Source organism: Acinetobacter puyangensis (assembly GCF_900096995.1).
GTDB lineage: Bacteria > Pseudomonadota > Gammaproteobacteria > Pseudomonadales > Moraxellaceae > Acinetobacter > Acinetobacter puyangensis.
On sequence record NZ_OANT01000008.1, the window covers coordinates 22,051 to 42,559 of the forward strand.

Here is a 20,509-nt window from a genome sequence, read left to right on the forward strand (position 1 = left end):
ATTTATGGCTCCACTTCGGGATGAATATGTGGATGTGCCAGATGATCACAGGGTTCGGCGTGATCACCATGAGCACAATGGCTATGATGATGTTGATAAGGCACTCGATGTCCAAACATTGCTAGATATTCAGGATGTTTTTGAATGTTTTCCGGGGTGCCGGTACAGCAAATATGATGATTTAGACAGATGACGCGCTGTGTCCCTTGCATGACCCATTGCAGATCATGCGAGACAATTAAAATTGCACAGCCCAGTAGTTCCGGTAAAGTGCGTACATAGGCGTATAATTCTTCTTCTGATTGAATGTCCAGCCCCTGCATCGGTTCATCAAGGACCAGTAATTGGGGCTTTCGCAATAACGCCCGTGCCAGTAAAACCCGTTGTCGTTCACCGCCTGATAGACTTTGTACTGATGAATCCTGAAGTTTAACGATACCGGTATCTTGAAGAATGCGTGTTTTGTATGCCTGCTCACACGGTTCCAGTGCTAGTAAGTCTTTGACTCGAATCGGTAAGCTTGCAGAAGGATTGAATTTTTGTGGTACATAAGCCAAACGCAAATGAGGTTGCAGAATTACTTGGCCGTTTGAAGGTTTTTCGATGCCCAATAAGACTTTAATTAAAGTGGACTTGCCTGCACCATTCGGACCAATCAGGGTCATGATTTCTTTTGGATAAATATCCATGTCGATCTTGGCAAGAATGGATTTTTGCTCAAGTGAAACACTGACTTGTTTTAACTGAACCAAAGGTGCATTTGTCGTTATTGACATTGTTGGCAAATTCCAGAGATTTCAATAATGCTATGTTTGGCTTTGAATTTTCCCTGTGCTGCAATATGTGCCAGTTCATCAAATAGATTGTTTGCTGAAGTTTCCTTAACGGTATGACATTTTTGGCAAATCAAAAATGCAGCCTGATGTCCTTCACGTGGATGGCAACAAGGAATAAAGGCATTGATTGAGGTCAGGCGATGGACTAAGCCCTGTTCTAGTAAAAAATCCAGTGTCCGATAAACTGTCGGCGGTGCGGCAGGTCGTTCACTTTTGCCCTTAAGTTTTGCAAGCAAATCGTAGGCACCAATTGGTGCATTTGCGGCTAGAATCAAGCCTAAAACTTCTTTTCTTAACGGGGTGAGGCGTGCGCCTTCAAGTGCACAGATTTGTTCTGCTTCTTGTAAACGATCACTGATACTGCCATGATCATGAACACCATGTAGATTATCATCATGGGTATTGCCATCATGCTGTGTATGTGAGCATAAAGTCATGATCAAGTGATCCTATTAAAAAATAATCAGCTATTTTAGCATGTAACATGGGTCTGTTGACACTTCATAAATGGATTACGTTGTCAGCTAAAATTTCTTCAGACTAGGCACAAAGCGAAGACAATGGTTATTCCCTTGTCAAGCTTTGTAACGACGTATGGGGGAGTTTTAGTGACAACCCTGAGCAAGAGCAAAGCCCTGCTTTGCTCGCAGCGCAAGGCAGGGCGTTTCCCTTGCGGCGCAGTGCGCCTCATACGTCGTTATGAATAGTTCATTTAGAATAACTAAATCTCACTATTCATGCCTAGTATCACCTAAAAAACGACCACTGGCGTAACCATAGACGAAATGTCAATAGACCCTAATAAATAAATGAGCACAATAGTATTAAAAGTAGCACAATGTTATATTATAACGCTAGTCTTGCTTTGGATTTTAAACTCGTGCGTTATTTTTTTGCTGTGTTACTGATTTTGAGTCTGCCTCAATTGTCATTTGCCAAGGGGTTGGTGGTCTCTACCTATCCATTATTTCTGATTGCTCAGGAAGTTACTGCTGGTATTGAGCAACCTACATTATTGCTGACCCAACATCAAACTGGACATGATGCACAGCTTACCCCAAAAAATCGTCAGGCTATACAAGAAGCGGATTTGATCGTGTGGTTGGGTAAACAGCATGAAGTGCCTTTGCAAAGTACACTGGAAAATAAAAAAAATGCGATATCGATTTTGGACAGTAATGTTGTTAAAACATTGCCGCAACGGGATGTAAAAGGTAATATTCTGGCTTCTGATAGCATTGATACCCATGTTTGGCTTGAACCGAATAATGCAGTCCGTATTGCCTTTTTTATCGCTGCATTAAGATCACAACAGGAACCCCAAGCGAAAGCACAGTATTTCCAGAATGCCAAAGATTTTTCCAAAAAAATGTATGATGCTACCAATATCACCATCAATCGTAGCCAAGAGCGCAATTACTGGGCTTATCATGATGCCTATCAATATCTGGAACGGGCTTTACAACTCAAATTTGCGGGATCGTTGAGCTCGGATCATGATCTTGCGCCTACAGTGACACAAATTAAATATTTAACTACGCATCGTCCGCAGACACAAATGTGTTTATTGGCTGAATATCACGCAGATCAGTCCCTAATCCAGCGCTTAAAACCAGTAAAAATGGTGGCGGTTGATGAGTCCATGGCAGACCAAAAAGATTTTGTTACAGCATGGCTGAAATTGGCGAATTCTATTCAACAATGTTTTCGTTAAGGTTAAGTACAAAGTGTATGTGGTGATGAGATATCTGCATGTTCATTACTACATTAGTCGAAGCAGAACGAGTTTTGGCAAATTTTAACAGTACTTTCTCGGATAAAGATTGCATGTTTAGGGGTGTAACTCTATAATGCCTGCGATTAAAAACAATCATTCGCATATCTTATCCAAGAAAATTTGGAAGCAGATGGGAAATAAATGAGTCGAACTTATCGCTTAGTTGATAGACGATTAGCAAAGGCTTTACTCGTTTTTCAAGTCATCATGATTCCAGTTGCAGCAGTATTGGCTTGGCTAATACAGGATGCGATAGCCGCGAAAAGTGCAGCCTTGGGGGCGTTGGTATATTGGTTGGCAAGCAGTTATTTTGCTTGGCAGGCGTTTAAATCCTCTGGTGCAAGAGCATCCAGACAGATTTTAAGTAATATGTACCTTGGGCTCGTGGGTAAGTTTGTCATTGTGGTTGTTGGGTTGATTTTGATTTTAAGCTGTGTTTCACCCATAAATATGGTGGCAGTGATCGGTGGTTTTTTGCTTGTACAAGCAATGTCCTGGGTCGCACCTTTTTGGCTGGCTAGACACAAAGCTTAAATATGCGTCATGCATAATGTTGAAAGATTTTCACAAAGAGTTGATGTCGTGCAGCATGAGCATCAAATTTCTCTTTAAATAGTAATTTACATTGACCAGGTGTGATTTATGGCTGCTGAAGAACATGCCCTTACTTCGACCGAGTATATTAAGCATCACTTGACCAACATGACTTATGGCAAAATGCCGGATGGTTCATGGAAATTGGCCGAGACTGCTGAAGAAGCTCAACAGATGGGGTTCACTGCAATTCACTTGGATTCAATGGGTTGGTCAATCGGTCTTGGGATCATTTTCTGTTTGTTGTTCTGGATTGTTGCAAAAGCTGCCAACACTGGCGTGCCAACAAAATTCCAGTCTGCAATTGAAATGATTATCGAGTTTGTTGACTCAAGCGTTCGCGATACCTTCCATGGTAAATCACGTTTAATTGCACCACTTGCCTTGACGATTTTCGTCTGGGTATTTTTGATGAACCTCATGGACTTAATTCCAGTTGACTGGATTCCATATGTGGCTCAACAAATCGGTGCAAGTGTGTTTGGTATGGACCCTCATCACGTTTACTTTAAAATCGTACCATCTACAGATCCGAACATTACCTTGGGTATGTCTTTATCTGTGTTTGCACTGATTTTATTCTATAGTTTTCGTGAAAAAGGTGTGGCTGGGTTCATTGGTGAACTCGCGCTGAATCCATTTAATCCGAAAAACCCAGTGCTTAAAGCATTGCTCATTCCAGTAAACTTGATCTTAGAACTGGTTACTTTCTTGGCGCGTCCAATTTCATTGGCATTGCGACTTTTTGGTAACATGTATGCAGGCGAATTGATCTTTATCTTGATCGCTTTATTACCGTTCTGGATCCAATGGGCGTTGTCTGTGCCTTGGGCGATTTTCCATATTCTTGTAATTACATTGCAAGCCTTCATTTTCATGATGTTAACCATCGTGTACTTGAGTATGGCAAGCGAAAAACATTAATGGTAATGCCTGGCAGCATGATGTTGTCGGGCACAATTTTTAGTTTAAATATGGGTATAACCTAACCTTTGAGGAATTTTTCATGGAACTCACTTTAGGTCTAGTTGCAATTGCATCTGCTATCTTGATCGCTTTCGGTGCTTTAGGTACTGCGATTGGTTTTGGTCTGTTGGGCGGTCGTTTTCTAGAAGCTGTTGCTCGTCAACCAGAATTAGCGCCACAACTTCAAACGCGTATGTTCTTAATTGCGGGTCTTCTTGATGCTGTACCTATGATCGGTGTTGGTATTGGCTTGTTCTTCATCTTCGCTAATCCATTTGTAGGTTAATCGGCTTCATTCCTAAAACCATCTTTGAGGAATAGCTAAATGAATATCAACCTCACATTGATTGGCCAAGCGATTGCATTTGCACTCTTTGTTGCATTCTGCATGAAATTCGTTTGGCCGCCACTAATCAATGCGATTAGTGAGCGTCAGCGTAAAATTGCTGATGGCTTAAATGCTGCTGAAAAAGCGAAAGCAGACCTTGCTGATGCGCAAGCGCAAGTTAAGCAAGAAATTGATGCAGCAAAAGCACAAGCGGCGCAATTGATCGAAAATGCCAACCGTCGTGGAGCACAGCTTATTGAAGAAGCACGTGTACAAGCTGCTGCGGAAGGTGAACGTATTCGTCAACAAGCTCAAGAAGCTGTTGGTAATGAGATCAACCAAGCTCGCGAAGCCCTACGTCAACAAGTTGCTGCCTTGGCAGTTGAAGGTGCGGAGAAAATCCTCACTCAGCAAGTTGATCAACAAGCTCATGCTGTCATGCTTGAACAGCTGGCTGCGAAACTTTAAGCGAGGCGAAATATGGCTGAACTCTTGACGTTGGCACGCCCGTACGCCAAAGCAGCATTTGCTTATGCTTCTGAGCAAGGTGCGATTGACTCGTGGTCAAACGTATTAAACCTGCTCAGTGCAACGGTGCAAGATGAAGCATTTTCCGCTTATATCAATCGCCCTGAGTTAACACCTGTAGAAAAAGTGAAAGCTTTTGTACAGGTATTAGGTGCAGACCAAACCACTGTGGCACTTTCAAATTATTTGACTTTGCTTGCAGACAATGACCGTTTGGCGTTGTTACCTGATATCTCAGAAGAGTATGAACTACTCAAAGCACAGAATAATCATACTGTAGACGTTGTGATTGAATCAGCATTTCCTTTAACTGCTGAACAAGAACAAAAACTTGCAGAGCGTTTAACACAACGCTTTAACAGCAAAGTCAATGTTACGGTAGAAGTCAACTCCGACTTAATTGCTGGAGTGGTGATTCGTGCAGGCGATCAAGTGATAGATGATTCTGCGCTGAACAAGCTTGAAAAAATGCGGACTCGTCTTCTTGCGCAATAAAGAAGACTGAACATACAAAGAATTGAGGTAATAGCGCAATGCAACAACTGAATCCATCCGAGATCAGTGCGCTCATTAAACAGCGTATCAGCGATCTGGACACCAGCGCGACCGCAAAAAATGAGGGTACCATCGTTATGGTATCTGACGGTATCGTGCGTATTCACGGTCTGGCAGATGCCATGTATGGTGAAATGATCGAATTTGAAGGCGGCTTATACGGTATGGCACTGAACCTTGAACAGGATTCAGTGGGTGCTGTGGTTTTAGGTAGCTACTTAAATCTTCAAGAAGGTCAAAAAGCAAGCTGTACTGGTCGTGTATTAGAAGTCCCAGTGGGGCCTGAACTTTTAGGTCGTGTTGTCGATGCTTTGGGTAATCCAATCGATGGCAAAGGTCCACTCAATGCAAAATTAACCGACAAGGTTGAAAAAGTTGCACCTGGCGTAATTTGGCGTCAAGGTGTTGATCAACCTGTACAAACTGGTTATAAATCAGTTGATACCATGATCCCTGTTGGTCGTGGTCAACGTGAATTAATCATCGGTGACCGTCAAACTGGTAAAACAGCAATGGCGATCGATGCGATTATTGCACAAAAAAATTCCGGCATTAAATGTGTGTATGTGGCGATTGGTCAGAAACAATCAACCATTGCCAACGTAGTACGTAAGCTGGAAGAAACTGGTGCAATGGCATATACCACCGTTGTTGCAGCCGCTGCTGCTGATCCTGCTGCAATGCAGTATCTGGCACCATATTCTGGCTGTACTATGGGTGAATACTTCCGTGACCGTGGTGAAGATGCGTTAATCATTTATGATGACTTGTCTAAACAAGCTGTTGCTTATCGTCAAATTTCCCTGTTACTTCGTCGTCCACCAGGTCGTGAAGCATATCCAGGTGACGTATTCTATCTTCACTCACGTCTGCTTGAACGTGCTTCTCGTGTATCTGCGGATTATGTTGAGAAGTTCACCAATGGCGAAGTGACTGGTAAAACAGGTTCTTTAACTGCATTGCCAATCATCGAAACCCAAGCGGGTGACGTTTCTGCATTCGTACCGACGAACGTAATTTCCATTACCGATGGTCAGATCTTCTTGGAAACTTCATTATTCAACGCTGGTATCCGTCCTGCTGTAAACGCAGGTATCTCGGTATCTCGTGTGGGTGGTGCTGCACAAACCAAGATCATCAAAAAATTGGCAGGTGGTATCCGTACTGCACTTGCACAATATCGTGAATTGGCTGCATTTGCGCAGTTTGCTTCTGACCTTGATGAAGCAACTCGTAAGCAACTTGAACACGGTCAACGTGTGACTGAGTTGATGAAGCAGAAACAATATGCGCCGTATTCAATTGCTGACCAAGCGGTTTCAGTTTACGCATCTAACGAAGGCTACATGGCTGATGTTCCTGTGAACAAGATTGTAGATTTTGATGCTGCGTTAATTGCATATTTCCGCTCTGAAAAAGCTGCATTAATGCAAAATATCGATGAAACTGGTGATTATAACAAAGACATCGAAGCAGAAATTAAAGCAGGTATTGAGAGCTTCAAAGCGACTCAGGCTTACTAATTTGAAAAAGTAAGTTTGTTTCACGGATCAACCTTCGAAAGCTCGAAAGGGCTTTCGATGATTAGGTTAAGCGTATGGCAAATTTAAAAGAAATTCGAGCCAAAGTAGCAAGTATCAAAAGTACGCAGAAGATTACGCGTGCGATGCAGATGGTTGCTGCTTCAAAAATGCGTCGTGCGCAAGAGCGCATGGCTCAGGGCCGTCCGTATGCCGAAAATATGCACCGTGTAATTGCTCACTTGGTTCAAGCGAATCCTGAATACAAACACCGCTACATGATCGATCGTCCAGTCAAACGTGTGGGTTATATCATCGTTTCGTCAGATCGTGGTCTTGCAGGTGGTTTGAACATTAACTTGTTCAAAAAAGTAATTCAGCATGTCCAGCAGCAACGTGAGCAGTCAATTGAAGTTCAATTTGCTTTAATTGGTCAAAAAGCGGTTTCGTTTTTTAAAAACTACGGCGGTAAAGTGCTAGGGGCAACAACACAGCTTGGTGATACACCGGATGTGGAGCAGTTGACAGGTTCTGTGCAGGTGATGCTGGATGCCTATGATAAAGGCGAGTTAGATCGTATTTATCTGGTATCAAACGGCTTTATTAACGCCATGACACAAAAACCGCAAGTTGAACAACTTGTGCCTTTAGCTCCAGCTAACGAAAGCGAAGATCTCCATCGTCAATATGGTTGGGATTATATTTACGAACCAGAAGCAGAAGAATTGCTGAACGGTTTGTTGGTTCGCTATATCGAGTCTGTGGTTTATCAGGGCGTGATTGAAAATATCGCCTGTGAGCAATCTGCACGTATGGTCGCAATGAAAGCTGCGACAGATAACGCAGGTCAGCTGATTAAAGACCTACAGCTCATTTACAACAAGCTGCGTCAAGCCGCGATTACTCAGGAAATTTCCGAGATCGTTGGTGGTGCCGCTGCCGTTTAACATTATTAGTTTGAATTGAGGAGACAGCAATGAGTAGCGGTCGTATCATTCAGATCATCGGCGCGGTTATCGACGTCGAGTTTGAACGTAATAGCGTTCCAAAGATCTATGACGCTCTCCATGTTGATGGTACTGAAACGACGTTGGAAGTTCAGCAACAACTTGGTGATGGTGTTGTACGTACTATCGCAATGGGTTCTACAGAAGGTCTTAAACGTGGCCTTCCTGTAAGTGATTCTGGTGCACCAATCTCTGTACCCGTTGGTACAGGTACATTGGGTCGTATCATGGATGTTCTTGGACGTCCAATTGATGAAGCAGGTCCGGTTGATAGCAATACAACTTGGGCGATTCACCGTCAAGCACCGTCATATGCAGACCAAGCGGGTTCAACCGAACTGCTTGAAACAGGGATTAAAGTGATCGACTTGCTTTGCCCGTTTGCAAAAGGTGGTAAAGTCGGTTTGTTCGGTGGTGCCGGTGTTGGTAAAACCGTAAATATGATGGAATTGATCAACAACATCGCAAAAGCACACAGTGGTTTATCTGTGTTCGCTGGTGTTGGTGAGCGTACTCGTGAAGGGAACGACTTCTATCATGAAATGAAAGATTCCAACGTACTTGACAAAGTTGCGATGGTTTACGGTCAGATGAATGAGCCACCGGGTAACCGTTTACGTGTTGCCTTGACTGGTTTGACCATGGCCGAATACTTCCGTGACGAAAAAGATGAAAATGGTAAAGGTCGTGACGTATTATTATTCGTCGACAACATCTACCGTTATACATTGGCAGGTACAGAAGTATCAGCATTGTTAGGTCGTATGCCATCTGCGGTAGGTTATCAGCCTACACTTGCTGAAGAAATGGGTGTTCTACAAGAACGTATTACTTCAACCAAGTCTGGTTCGATTACCTCTATCCAAGCGGTATATGTACCAGCCGATGACTTGACTGACCCATCACCAGCAACAACATTCGCCCATTTGGACGCAACAGTTGTATTGAGCCGTGATATCGCGTCAAGTGGTATTTATCCAGCGATTGACCCACTTGATTCGACTTCACGTCAATTGGATCCATTGGTTGTCGGTACTGAGCATTATGACATTGCACGTTCTGTACAGAACATATTGCAACGTTATAAAGAGCTAAAAGACATCATTGCCATTCTGGGTATGGACGAATTGGCTGAAGAAGATAAACTGGTTGTTTACCGTGCACGTAAAATCCAGCGTTTCTTCTCACAACCGTTCCACGTTGCCGAAGTATTTACTGGTGCACCTGGTAAATATGTACCACTTAAAGAAACGATTCGTGGCTTTAAAGGTATCTTGGCTGGTGAATACGATCACCTTCCAGAACAAGCGTTCTACATGGTGGGTAGTATTGACGAAGCGATTGCTAAAGCCGAGAAGCTGTAATTAGCAACTCTAATTAGGAGGCTATCTCATGGCGACTATGCAATGTGATGTCGTAAGTGTTAAAGAGTCGATTTACTCTGGACAAGTTACGATGCTGATCGCAAAAGGTGCAGGCGGTGAACTGGGTATTTTACCCGGTCACGCACCGCTGGTAACCTTGTTACAACCTGGACCGATTCGTGTTCAGCTTGCCAACGGTACAGAAGAAATTGTCTATGTATCTGGTGGTGTGCTAGAAGTACAACCGAATGTTGTGACTGTACTTGCGGATACCGCAATTCGTGCAGACAACTTGGACGAAGCAGCAATTCTTGAAGCACGTAAAAATGCAGAAAGTTTGCTGGCGAACCAGAAAAATGAGGTTGATACTGCGGCTGCACTCGCTTCTCTTTCCGAGATTGCTGGTCAGCTTGAAACCATCCGTAAAATTAAAAATCGTGCATTGTAAATCAATGTCATGATTGAAGAGGCCACCGTAAGGTGGCTTTTTTATGGGCTGTGGTTTTTCAGATTGATTTAGCCTGTAACATCTGAACCAATTCTTCTACATAAGGATCAAGATCGGAATCCTGTTTCCAGATACACATGACCTCAGACATTAAGGTATTCTGTTCCAAACTTAACAATTTCACCTGAGGCGGTAGAATCGACTGAAATTCCAGCGGTACAATGCAAATGCCAAGATTGGCTGCAACCAATTGCAATTGTGAGATTTTTCTCGATTGAATGCTGGCTTTTTTAGGGAAAAAACCTCTGGATAGGCACAAATTGGAAACCAGATAACTTAATCCGCCACGTTCCGCATGCGGTGTCGATACAAACACTTCATCTTTTAAATCCTCGATTTTAATCTTTTGTAATGTGTCAAATTTTGCATGGGCAGTATTGACGGCTAAATATAAGGGTTGACGATAAAGAGATTGTGAATGGATCTGTTGCATATGATGCAAGACAGGTGGCCGAATCATGCCAATATCAATTTGATGATGCAGTAATGCCTGAATTTGTTGTTCCGAAGATAGCGTGTTGAGTTCAATCTGTATCTGATATTTTTTGCTGATGTAATCCAATGCTTGGATTTTCGTCTGATCCATTACTACACTACTCGAATGTGCAATTTTAATTACGCGATGAATTCCTTGGGCAATGTGCTGTGAGGATTGAATAATGTCTTGCATGCCATTGAGATGAATTTTAATGTTTTGATAGAACTGCTGTCCGGCAGGTGTTAGCTGCATATTTTTCCCACGTCGGTCAAAAATATCAAACCTGACGTCCTGTTCCAATAATTTCATCTGCCGGCTCAATGCCGATTGAGCAATATATAATTTTTCTGAAGCAGCAATAAAGCCGTTTTCTTCAACGATCTTGATTAAATACTGCAATTGCTTGAGTGTAGGCATATTGATCTTAAAATTAGATGGATTATGTATTTTTCTATATTAGATGAGATGAATTGTTTTGCCTAGACTGTTGTCATCAGTATAGCTTGGCAGGAATAGGCAATGCATCAGTTAAAAATAACCCTATGGATTTTGCTTGTAGTTGTTTTACTGAGTCTGTTTAATTTTTATGATCAAAAAATGTCAACAGATGCAGAACTTAATCAATATTCCAAAAAAAGTGAGTATTTAAATGATTCGGATTAATAAAATTATAGGCAATATCTACTTTCGTAAACATAGACGAGGTGTCAACAGAACCTAATAAAAATGGAATATTTAAAACGCATGATTCTATTTTTATTGTTTTTAAAATGAATAGGTCTGATAGCATATTCATTCAGATCAATGATCAGGGTTTAATATGGCAAATCGGGAATATTCGCAAGGTACAGCTTCACAGTCGGAGTTAACGACTCAATCCAATGAATTTAAGGCCATTCCATTGCGTAAAGCCGAGATTGGCCATGGCACCATCATTAAACGGGCTTTACCCAGTCGTGAAAAACGTATGATTGGCGCTTGGTGTTTTCTTGATCATGCTGGTCCGGTTGAGTTCCCGGCAGGTGATGGATTAGATATTGGCCCGCACCCGCATATTGGTTTGCAGACTTTTACCTGGATGATTGATGGAACCGTGATGCATATGGATAGTTTGGGCAGTGAACAGCTGATTCGGCCCAAACAGGTGAATTTGATGACAGCTGGCTATGGGATTTCGCATACTGAAGTTGCGCCGATGACCGAAACTCGCATGCATACTGCCCAGTTATGGATTGCCTTACCTGATGATCAACGTAATATGCCGCCACGCTTTGATCATTATCCAGTGTTGCCGACCCTTCAGAAAGATGGTGCCTGTATTACTATACTGGTTGGAGATTATTTAGGGCAAAGTTCTCCGGTCGAAGTCTATAGTGCATTGCTGGCACTGGATATAGAAGCAGTTGATGATGTGGATGTGGTACTTGAACTGAATCCGCAATTTGAATATGGGGTGTTGGTACTGGACCATCAGGCAGTGATCAATGGCCATGAATTGACGCAGGAAAATATGCTGGTGATTGAAACCACCCATGACAATCTACATCTACAAATGCAAAAAGGTAGTCGTATTTTATTGATTGGTGGCGAACCTTTTGACAGTGAGATTTTATTATGGTGGAATCTGGTGGCACGCAGTACCGAAGAAATTAAAACTGCACGGGACCAGTGGATCAATCATGACGCTCGCTTTGGTGATATTCCCAAGTATCTCGGCGATCGTTTAGTTGCACCCGTTATGCCCGAGAAAATGAAAGCATCAAAATAAGGATTAAAGATGGCGATTATTGCAACGACAAATATTTCAAGTTTAGCCGAACCATGGGCGGGTCAATTAAGCAGTGGTCGGCATCAATATTTAACCGATAAACCCGAGCAATTTGGTGGCAAAGATCAAGGACCTGCGCCTTATGATTATTTACTTGCTGCATTGGCTGCCTGCACCATGATTACATTACGGATGTATGCACAACATAAAGGATGGGATTATGGACATTTTAGCATTGAACTCAATTTTCATACCGATCAGACGGGTGAAGAGTGGATTTCAAGGACGCTTGGTTTTGATCGGGATTTAGATGAGATCAGTAAAGCGAAAATTTTAGAGATTTGCCAAAAGACTCCAGTGACAAAAACTTTATTGCGTGGCACACGTATTGATACACAGATTTTGGCATGATGTGAATCTGTCATCATTTTAAATGTTACTGATCAATCATATCCACAAATTTTGCATTTAATACTGTGGCAAGATCTTGTGGGGCAATACCAATGTCTAGTCCACGTTTACCACCACTGACATACATTTTTGCCAAGGTTTGTGCATGGCTGTCAATGATGGTGGTTAAGCGTTTCTTTTGTCCAAGAGGACTAATACCGCCCACCAGATAGCCGGTCAATCGCTCGGCATCATGCAGGTCAGCCATGCTTAATTTTTTACAACCAAAGGCATGCGCAGCTTTTTTCAGATTCAGCTGAAATGCGACAGGCAATACCGCAACATAGTGATTTTTGCCATCGGTCACCAGTAGGGTTTTAAAGGTTTCTTCTGGGCTTAAGCCCAATTTTTCTACTGCTTCCAGACCAAAATTATGATTGTTAGGATCATGCTCATATTCATGGATAGAATAGTCGATTTTCTTTAATTTAAGCAGTTTGCAGGCAGGAGTCATGATAAGAAGAAATAGCCAGAGAATGCTTTATGATAAAACAAATGGCTAGACATAAACTAGCAGTCTGATGGAAAAAATTATTTCTGGCGGGATCAAAAGGATCATTACATAATTGCTAAATTTTATCTTGTGAAATGATTAGGGCAGCATCATTAAAATGTTCTATTATCATAAAGTGAATAACTTTATTAAATTTAAGGATATAACATGGCAACAGATCAACAATTCCCTACACCAGAAAATTTGGGTATCGCAGCGTATAGCAATAATGCAGACGCCATTGGTAATACACCTTTGGTTCGAATCAATCGTATTATCCAAGGACACGCCAATGTCTTTGCAAAAATAGAAAGTCGTAATCCGGCATTTTCGGTGAAATGTCGTGTCGGTGCAGCATTGATTGCCGATGCCGAAAAACGTGGCGTATTAAAGCCGGGCATGCATATTGTTGAACCGACCAGTGGCAATACCGGGATTGCGCTGGCATTTGTTGCAGCGGCAAAAGGTTATCCGATTACCTTGACCATGCCCGCCAGTATGAGTATCGAACGTCGTAAAGTGCTCAAAGCCTTTGGTGCTAATCTGATCCTGACTGAACCTGCCAAAGGCATGAAAGGTGCAGTGGATGAAGCACAGCGTTTGGCAACTGAACATCCTGATACGTATTTCTTGCCACAACAATTTGAAAATCCGGCTAATCCACAAATTCATCAGGATACAACAGGGCCGGAAATCTGGGCAGCAACACAGGGACAGGTTGATATTCTGGTGGCAGGTGTCGGCACAGGCGGCACCATTACTGGGATTTCCCGTTATTTCGAACACAGTAAACAACAGCCGATTTATTCTGTGGCCGTTGAACCCGCTGAGTCGCCGATCATCACTCAGGCCAAACGTGGTGAAGATTTGACACCCGGACCACATAAAATTCAGGGAATCGGGGCAAACTTTATCCCAAAAAATCTGGATTTGGATCTTGTCGATGAAGTGATTGCAGTCAAAGGTGATGATGCCGTTGAATGGGCACGTAAATCTGCCACACAAGAAGGGATTTTAGTCGGCATTTCCAGTGGTGCAGCCTTGGCCGCAGCGGCAATATTGGCAGCACGTCCGGAGAATGCTGGTAAAAATATTGTGGTGATTTTACCAGATAGTGGTGAGCGTTATTTATCGACAGTCCTGTTTGAAGGGATTCTGGAAGATTAATGTCTGTTCTAGGATTTAAGATCTTTATCTAGCCAATGTTTAACCACAGCTTAAAAGGGAGTTCGCTCCCTTTTTTATTTTGCGTAAAGTTTTGTTATAGACTATTTAAAAAGTATAAATGAAATGACATTAATAACAGATAAATTTGCAATCGAGAATTATCATGCGTGTCGATATCTGGTCAGATGTGGTCTGTCCCTTTTGTTATATTGGTAAAAAACGACTGGAACAGGTGGCTGCTGAGGCAGGCGTGACGTTGGATATTCACTGGCACAGTTTTGAGTTGGATCCCAATGCACCAGCGAAACATCAACAATCCAATACAGAACGTCTGGCGCAAAAATATGGTCGTACAGTCACTCAGATGCAAGAGATGGAACGAAGCATTGCCGAACTTGCTGCAACAGAAGGAATTGATTTTCAATGGCAGAAGGCCAATTCAGGTAATAGTTTTAATGCACATCGAATTATTCATTTGGCTCAGAACAAGGGTTTGGGGAATGAGGCAGAAGAAGCTTTTTTCCATGCCTATATGACCGAAGGGCTGGCGATTGGTGAGCGGGAAGTGGTCGTGCACATTGCCGAACGTATTGGTTTGAGCTCTGTAGATGTGATTGAAGTGCTGGACAGCCAGCAATTTTCCGCAGATGTCCGTCAGGATGAAGCACTTGCACAACAGTTAAATATTACAGGTGTACCATTTTTTGTTTTTGATCAAAAAGTTGGATTATCTGGGGTGCAAGACCGGAGCGTATTTTTACAGGCGTTACAGCAGGCATTGCAACAGTCACAGGTTCCCGAAGCAGCATCTTGTGAAGGGGAACAATGCGAAATACCTGCAAAATCCTGATGTATTTAAATCATTAGAATGCAGTTAAATGACACATATTGATTTTGCTTTGCGTTAATTTTGCAAAGCAATTACATATTGTGAAATTTCAACCGTTATAATGATCCGCTATACTTGCAAACATTTAAAAAATCGAGTGAAAATCATGCGTGTACTTGTGGTAATGGATCCCATTGAAAACGTCAATTTAAAAAAAGATTCCACCATGGCGATGCTGTGGGCAGCAAGTCGTCGAGGGCATGCGTTGGGTTATGCCTTACAACAGGATTTATATATTGAGCAGGGTAAGGCATTTGGTTTGATCTCTCCTTTGACGGTGTCTGAGGATTACAACGATTATTATACGCTGGGCGAAAAGCAGAAAGAGTCAATCGCTGCTTATGACGTGGTGTTAATGCGTAAAGACCCACCATTCGACATGAATTTTGTCTATACCACTTATATTCTGGAACAGGCAGAACGCGAGGGTGCATGGATTATTAACAAACCACAATCCTTACGGGACTGTAATGAAAAGTTGTTTGCAACACAGTTCTCCGAATTACAGGTACCGACACTGGTCACCTCTCAACAGGGTTTAATTCGTGAGTTCTTGACACAGCATCAGGATGTGATTGTAAAACCACTTGATGGCATGGGTGGCACAGGAATTTTCCGTTTGACTGTCGATGGTGTAAACATTGGTTCAACGCTTGAGATTTTGACACAAAATGGACAACAGCCAATTATGGCGCAGCGTTATATCCCGGAAATTGTCGATGGTGATAAACGGATTCTGATGATCAATGGTGAACCAGTGCCATATTGTCTGGCACGTATTCCGCAAAATGGTGAAACCCGGGGTAATCTGGCGGCTGGCGGTAAGGGTGAAGCGCGTCCTCTCACCGAAAATGATAAAAAAATTGCAGCAAAAGTTGGTCCATTTTTAAAAGCAAAAGGACTGGTGTTTGTCGGTCTGGATGTGATTGGGGATTTTGTCACTGAGATTAATGTCACCAGCCCAACCTGTATTCGGGAAATTGACCATCAATTTGGGACTTCAATTGCCGATGATTTATTCGATGTGCTTGAACAGGGTCGTGAGTAATTATTTATCATACCCATTCGAAAATTTTTTGAATAAATTGGAAAAAGTAATTCTATGAATAAAGTATTATTGATCGGTGGTGTGTGTCTAGCTCTAAGTTTATCTGCTTGCCAACATGCACCTACCCAACGAGATACTGTCGTCAGTCAGCAGCAAATTCAACAGATTCAACATGATTTTCAAACCCATGCCATTGATGGAGTTATGACCATTTATAATGGGCAAAGCTTTGCAAATTTTGGCAGTGATGTGGATCGTGCCACACAGCAATATATCCCTGCTTCAACCTTTAAAATATTGAATGCCCTGATTGGACTAGAGCATGGCAAAGTGACCAGTTCGGAAGTGTTTAAATGGGATGGGCAAAAACGCAGTTTTCCAGCTTGGGAAAAAGACATGACGCTGGCACAGGCGATGCAGACATCGGCAGTACCGGTTTATCAGGAGTTGGCACGTAGAATTGGTCTACCATTGATGGCCAGCGAAGTCAAAAGAGTCGGTTATGGCAACCAAAATATTGGTACTCAAGTGGATAATTTCTGGCTGGTTGGGCCACTCACCATTAGTCCTGAACAGGAAGCAAAATTTGCTTATCAATTGGCTAACCAACAGCTGGCTTTCTCCAAAAATGTCCAACAGCAAGTCCAGCAGATGATATTGATTGAGGAAAAGCAGGGTTATAAGTTGTATGCCAAAAGTGGTTGGGGCATGGATGTTGAACCAATGGTGGGTTGGTATACAGGCTGGGTCGAACAGCCTAATGGGAAAGTTCAGGCATTTTCGCTGAATATGACGATGCAAAAAGACAGCTCGCCAAAAACCAGACAAACGTTGACAATCTCTACGTTAAAAATCTTAAAGTTACTCCCAGAGAATTTTTAACACATTTTGATTCATAAATTTTAGGTGCAACGATGGTTAAGCAGTTTTTGTTGTCATTCTGGCATAGCTTAAAACTTTTGCCATCGGCTTGGTTGCTATTGGTTCAGTTGCTGATTCTACTGCTTGCACCCTTTACCAACCATAGTGTGGCCAATAGTGCTGTGTCATGGACGCTGTCTGCAATTGCCCTGTTACTGGTGGCAAAAATCATGCGCACGACAACTGTGTATACGACGGTGACGGTGATTAGCATTGCACCGGCATTGTGCCTTTCGATTGCTGTTGCGCTGGGATTTGATAGTAAATGGATGGTGATTAGTGCCAATTTGTTTGAAGCCTTTGCTTATATGTATGCTGCCTATGGTTTATCACGTTATATGTTCCATGACAGATATCTGACCCGTGATGAACTGTTTGCCGCCGCCTCGGTATTTACGCTGATGGTCTGGTCATTTGCATTTTTATATAGTGCATGTCAGGCATGGGATTATCATAGTTTTAATCTGGTACAGGATACGGCACGTTCCTGGTTGGGCTTATTATATTTAAGTTTTAGTGTGCAATCCGGTACAGGTCTGAGTGATATTTATCCACAAGCGGATCTTGCGAGGGTGATTGTATCTCTACAGATGTTTTGTGGGGTCATGTATCTAACTTTGATTGTATCGCGTTTGATTGCCTTGCAATATATAAAACATCTACCTCGATCCAAGGAAGATGATCAATAAGCTTGTCTTAATTTTCCTGCACGATATAAAGATCAGTGCTGTTGTTGCAGAATGATTTCAATTTCTTCCTGTGCAGCAGCTTTGAGCTTTTCCCGCAATTGCTGCAAGGTCTGTTCGATATAATATTCGGCTTCAAGTTCTAGTCGGGTTTTTAAATCGTCCGCTTGTGGAGAACTGCTAAACTTATCCATAGTTTCGCTGCTATTTTGATCGTCATGATTAAATTGCTTGACTTGTGTGACATCAAATTTGGCAATTTGTACGGCGGTTTGATGCATGACTTGTTGCTGTAAATCTTTGGCAAATTGTTGTAAATATTCGGTCTGCTGCTGTTCTTTCAAACGATCTTGCGCTTCAATGGCGGCAATTTCTGCTTGTTGTTGTGCGCGCTTATCCGCCAATGCCTGTTCCAGAGCGGCCTGACGTTGCCGTTTCCGTTCTTCGGCAAGACGCGCTTGTTCGGCCAGAATTTCCTGTTTAAGCTGGCTATAAGCCTGATCAATTCTATGACGATTGCGGTGTTGTAATAGAACTTCTTGATGTTGCCACTTGGCAATCTGTGTATCAGGTTCCAACAATGCACAAATAAATTTTAATTCGTCACAATAGGTCTGGCGTACACTTTCAGGCGTTGCTAACCAACGTTGTTTGAAGTTTTCCCCCACATTTAACGCCACGACCTTGCTCCTTTTAGCCTTAATGAAAAAATTAAATTTTATGTACGTTGGGTTCAATCCCCAGTTTGCGATAGAATTTAAACGATTCTCGTGCAAGTTGTTTATCTTGCTCATTATTACCGACGATTTCAATCAAATGAAGTGCTGAATGTGGTAATTCGGTAATATTCATGGGTTTTCCCGACAAATTGATACAGACCTCAAAAGTTGGATTAGGTGGTGTTAAAGACAGGCAAATCTGTGCATCCTGTTGATCGATACCATGTCCAATAAAACTGCTGGCATCGAATTGCCAGAGTTGCAAATCAAATTCTTCACACGCATGCTGATCGGCAAAATACAGCCAGATGCGATGTTTTTTATAAATTTGCTGACACAAACGGCAAGCCAAGTCGACTTGCCGCTGCGGTTTTTTCTCGATCAGATAAAAACTGATTTTATGCATAAAACCGGCTTATCCTTGTGCGCGATTGGCGAGGAACTGCATTAATAAGGGAACAGGGCGACCAGTTGCACCTTTTTGTGCGCCAGACAGCCATGCCGTGCCGGCAATATCAAGATGTGCCCAGCGATAGTCTTTGGTAAAACGTTGCAGGAAACATGCCGCTGTAATGGCGCCACCAGTTGGTCCACCAATATTTCCCATATCGGCAAAAGGCGAATCCAGCAGTTCCTGATAATCATCGAGTACTGGCATACGCCATACCCGGTCAAAGCTCTGTTCACCAGCACTGATCAGTTCTTGCGCCAGCGCATTATCCGGACTGAATAATCCGCTTAATACTTTGCCGAGTGCGACCACACAGGCACCAGTCAGGGTTGCAATATCGATCACCAGTTCCGGATTAAAGCGTTTGATATAGGTTAAGGTATCGCACAGCACCAAACGGCCTTCGGCATCGGTATTCAGGATTTCTACGGTTTGACCACTTAGCGTGGTGACAATGTCCCCGGGACGTGTGGCATGTGCAGACGGCATATTCTCTGCGCAGGCCAATGCACCAACCACATGAATCGGTAAACGGCTTTCACACAGCGCACGAATTACCCCTAAGACAGTGGCGGCACCACACATATCAAATTTCATTTCATCCATGGTTGCAGCCGGTTTAAGCGAAATACCGCCGGTATCGAAGGTCACCCCTTTACCAACCAGTACTACAGGTTTTTCTTCACGCTGTGCTGCATATTCCAGTATCACAATCCGACCCGGCCGATCTGAACCCTTGCTGACTGCAAGGAATGCATTCATGCCGAGAGCTGCTAAGTCCTGTTCGGCGAGTACCGTCACTTTAAGTAAGTCGGGAAATTCTTTGGCCAGTTCAAGTGCCTGCTCGGCCAGATATTCCGGAAAACAGACGTTACCGGGGGTATTGCCCAAATTACGGGTATAACGTTGTCCTGTGCTAATGGCTTCAATCAGTGCAAGTTTTTCGGCATTCAAACTATTTGCTGCCTGATAAAAACTGATTTGTGTCAGCTTATTGTCGGTTTTTTTAGATTTAAACTGATCAAAACTATAATTGGCCTGCGCCAAGGCCAATGCAAATGTTGCTTGGTACTCTTCCGCTAGTGCAGAAAGATCAATCACGATGCTTTCGGCTTTCTTTTGTACTGCCTTGACAATGGTCTGTGCCAATTTTGTCACTTTGCTGGCACTGAGGTCTGCGGTATCCCCTAATCCTGCCAGATAGAGGACAGTATTATACGGACTTTGTTGTAATGCGGGTTGTAGATCATTGAATTTTGCCTGAAACTGGCTTGCTTTAAGCCATTCATCTATTTGATTAAATTGATATTGATCAAGTTGTTGTGGAATATTTTCTGAATGAATCAAGGTGATGAGTAGAGGAGAGCTGCTTAAATCTGAGCTTTCTGTGAACAGTGAAAATTTCATATCAATCTCTATATTTCGATCGCAGGGAATTGCGTGTTTTAACATAAAT

The 20,509-nt window shown here is 42.7% G+C and carries 24 protein-coding genes; 17 read left to right on the forward strand and 7 right to left on the reverse strand.

Translation table 11 applies throughout. The features are described from left to right. Nucleotides 1-2: 2 nt before the first annotated feature. Nucleotides 3-776: a zinc ABC transporter ATP-binding protein ZnuC gene (znuC, locus tag CRO21_RS13415; RefSeq protein WP_097079829.1), complete on the reverse strand. Its 774-nt coding sequence runs from the start codon at nucleotides 774-776 to the stop codon at nucleotides 3-5. After that, nucleotides 767-1,273 carry a transcriptional repressor gene (locus tag CRO21_RS13420; RefSeq protein WP_097079830.1) on the reverse strand — a complete coding sequence of 169 codons (507 nt, stop codon included), beginning with the start codon at nucleotides 1,271-1,273 and terminating at the stop codon, nucleotides 767-769. Before CRO21_RS13420 ends, znuC begins: the two co-directional genes overlap by 10 nt. 443 nt (nucleotides 1,274-1,716) lie before the next feature. Here CRO21_RS13420 and CRO21_RS13425 point away from each other — a divergent pair, with 443 nt between their 5' ends. The 10 genes from CRO21_RS13425 (at nucleotide 1,717) to CRO21_RS13470 (ending at nucleotide 9,923) form a co-directional block, all read left to right on the forward strand. After that, nucleotides 1,717-2,550, forward strand: coding sequence for a metal ABC transporter solute-binding protein, Zn/Mn family (locus CRO21_RS13425; protein ID WP_378234928.1), 834 nt, complete (start codon nucleotides 1,717-1,719; stop codon nucleotides 2,548-2,550). 204 nt (nucleotides 2,551-2,754) lie between these two features. After that, nucleotides 2,755-3,147 (forward strand): ATP synthase subunit I, encoded by a 393-nt coding sequence (locus CRO21_RS13430; RefSeq protein WP_097079832.1) that lies wholly within the window; start codon nucleotides 2,755-2,757, stop codon nucleotides 3,145-3,147. 108 nt (nucleotides 3,148-3,255) lie between these two features. Continuing rightward, on the forward strand, nucleotides 3,256-4,131 hold the full coding sequence (gene atpB, locus CRO21_RS13435) for a F0F1 ATP synthase subunit A (protein WP_097079833.1): 876 nt from the start codon (nucleotides 3,256-3,258) through the stop codon (nucleotides 4,129-4,131). A gap of 82 nt (nucleotides 4,132-4,213) precedes the next feature. Further along, the gene (atpE, locus tag CRO21_RS13440; RefSeq protein WP_000424060.1) at nucleotides 4,214-4,459 is read left to right on the forward strand and encodes a F0F1 ATP synthase subunit C; all 246 of its coding nucleotides are present in this window, start codon (nucleotides 4,214-4,216) and stop codon (nucleotides 4,457-4,459) included. Between the two features lie 39 nt (nucleotides 4,460-4,498). Further along, entirely contained in the window at nucleotides 4,499-4,969 is a 471-nt protein-coding gene (locus CRO21_RS13445) for a F0F1 ATP synthase subunit B (RefSeq protein WP_097079834.1), read from the forward strand. Nucleotides 4,970-4,981: 12 nt separating this feature from the next. Next, nucleotides 4,982-5,524 carry a F0F1 ATP synthase subunit delta gene (locus CRO21_RS13450; RefSeq protein ID WP_097079835.1) on the forward strand — a complete coding sequence of 181 codons (543 nt, stop codon included), beginning with the start codon at nucleotides 4,982-4,984 and terminating at the stop codon, nucleotides 5,522-5,524. A gap of 38 nt (nucleotides 5,525-5,562) precedes the next feature. Next, nucleotides 5,563-7,107, forward strand: a complete 1,545-nt coding sequence (gene atpA / locus CRO21_RS13455) for a F0F1 ATP synthase subunit alpha (RefSeq protein WP_097079836.1) — start codon at nucleotides 5,563-5,565, stop codon at nucleotides 7,105-7,107. A gap of 74 nt (nucleotides 7,108-7,181) precedes the next feature. Further along, nucleotides 7,182-8,051, forward strand: coding sequence for a F0F1 ATP synthase subunit gamma (atpG, locus tag CRO21_RS13460; protein WP_097079837.1), 870 nt, complete (start codon nucleotides 7,182-7,184; stop codon nucleotides 8,049-8,051). Between the two features lie 29 nt (nucleotides 8,052-8,080). After that, complete coding sequence (gene atpD / locus CRO21_RS13465; protein WP_097079838.1) at nucleotides 8,081-9,475, forward strand: F0F1 ATP synthase subunit beta; 1,395 nt, start codon at nucleotides 8,081-8,083, stop codon at nucleotides 9,473-9,475. Between the two features lie 28 nt (nucleotides 9,476-9,503). Further along, nucleotides 9,504-9,923 carry a F0F1 ATP synthase subunit epsilon gene (locus CRO21_RS13470; protein WP_097079839.1) on the forward strand — a complete coding sequence of 140 codons (420 nt, stop codon included), beginning with the start codon at nucleotides 9,504-9,506 and terminating at the stop codon, nucleotides 9,921-9,923. Nucleotides 9,924-9,981: 58 nt separating this feature from the next. On the opposite strand, the gene CRO21_RS13475 is transcribed toward CRO21_RS13470, so the two are convergent. Further along, nucleotides 9,982-10,878 (reverse strand): LysR family transcriptional regulator, encoded by an 897-nt coding sequence (locus tag CRO21_RS13475; RefSeq protein ID WP_097079840.1) that lies wholly within the window; start codon nucleotides 10,876-10,878, stop codon nucleotides 9,982-9,984. Between the two features lie 403 nt (nucleotides 10,879-11,281). Between CRO21_RS13475 and CRO21_RS13480 the strand changes: the two genes are divergently transcribed. Both CRO21_RS13480 and CRO21_RS13485 read left to right on the forward strand, forming a co-directional pair. Next, entirely contained in the window at nucleotides 11,282-12,229 is a 948-nt protein-coding gene (locus CRO21_RS13480) for a pirin family protein (RefSeq protein ID WP_097079841.1), read from the forward strand. A gap of 9 nt (nucleotides 12,230-12,238) precedes the next feature. Continuing rightward, nucleotides 12,239-12,640 (forward strand): OsmC family protein, encoded by a 402-nt coding sequence (locus CRO21_RS13485; protein WP_097079842.1) that lies wholly within the window; start codon nucleotides 12,239-12,241, stop codon nucleotides 12,638-12,640. A gap of 25 nt (nucleotides 12,641-12,665) precedes the next feature. Here CRO21_RS13485 and ybaK read toward each other — a convergent pair whose 3' ends face one another. Next, nucleotides 12,666-13,133 (reverse strand): Cys-tRNA(Pro) deacylase, encoded by a 468-nt coding sequence (ybaK, locus tag CRO21_RS13490; protein WP_097079843.1) that lies wholly within the window; start codon nucleotides 13,131-13,133, stop codon nucleotides 12,666-12,668. A 207-nt stretch (nucleotides 13,134-13,340) separates the two neighbouring features. Between ybaK and cysK the strand changes: the two genes are divergently transcribed. The 5 genes from cysK (at nucleotide 13,341) to CRO21_RS13515 (ending at nucleotide 17,886) form a co-directional block, all read left to right on the forward strand. Next, nucleotides 13,341-14,339 (forward strand): cysteine synthase A, encoded by a 999-nt coding sequence (gene cysK / locus CRO21_RS13495; protein ID WP_097079844.1) that lies wholly within the window; start codon nucleotides 13,341-13,343, stop codon nucleotides 14,337-14,339. A gap of 163 nt (nucleotides 14,340-14,502) precedes the next feature. After that, a complete protein-coding gene (locus CRO21_RS13500; protein ID WP_097079845.1) occupies nucleotides 14,503-15,189 on the forward strand; it encodes a DsbA family oxidoreductase in 687 nt (228 codons plus the stop codon). A gap of 145 nt (nucleotides 15,190-15,334) precedes the next feature. Next, the gene (gshB, locus tag CRO21_RS13505; protein ID WP_097079846.1) at nucleotides 15,335-16,276 is read left to right on the forward strand and encodes a glutathione synthase; all 942 of its coding nucleotides are present in this window, start codon (nucleotides 15,335-15,337) and stop codon (nucleotides 16,274-16,276) included. Nucleotides 16,277-16,330: 54 nt separating this feature from the next. Beyond that, nucleotides 16,331-17,158 carry a class D beta-lactamase gene (gene blaOXA / locus CRO21_RS13510; RefSeq protein ID WP_097079847.1) on the forward strand — a complete coding sequence of 276 codons (828 nt, stop codon included), beginning with the start codon at nucleotides 16,331-16,333 and terminating at the stop codon, nucleotides 17,156-17,158. Nucleotides 17,159-17,190: 32 nt separating this feature from the next. Further along, the gene (locus CRO21_RS13515) at nucleotides 17,191-17,886 is read left to right on the forward strand and encodes an ion channel (protein ID WP_097079848.1); all 696 of its coding nucleotides are present in this window, start codon (nucleotides 17,191-17,193) and stop codon (nucleotides 17,884-17,886) included. Nucleotides 17,887-17,918: 32 nt separating this feature from the next. On the opposite strand, the gene CRO21_RS13520 is transcribed toward CRO21_RS13515, so the two are convergent. The 3 genes from CRO21_RS13520 to CRO21_RS13530 are packed head-to-tail and all read right to left on the reverse strand — an operon-like array spanning nucleotide 17,919 to nucleotide 20,460. Then, nucleotides 17,919-18,563 (reverse strand): hypothetical protein, encoded by a 645-nt coding sequence (locus CRO21_RS13520; RefSeq protein WP_097079849.1) that lies wholly within the window; start codon nucleotides 18,561-18,563, stop codon nucleotides 17,919-17,921. A 31-nt stretch (nucleotides 18,564-18,594) separates the two neighbouring features. Next, nucleotides 18,595-19,008 (reverse strand): DNA polymerase III subunit chi, encoded by a 414-nt coding sequence (locus CRO21_RS13525; protein WP_097079850.1) that lies wholly within the window; start codon nucleotides 19,006-19,008, stop codon nucleotides 18,595-18,597. Nucleotides 19,009-19,017: 9 nt separating this feature from the next. Further along, nucleotides 19,018-20,460 (reverse strand): leucyl aminopeptidase, encoded by a 1,443-nt coding sequence (locus tag CRO21_RS13530; RefSeq protein ID WP_097079851.1) that lies wholly within the window; start codon nucleotides 20,458-20,460, stop codon nucleotides 19,018-19,020. Nucleotides 20,461-20,509: the final 49 nt, after the last annotated feature.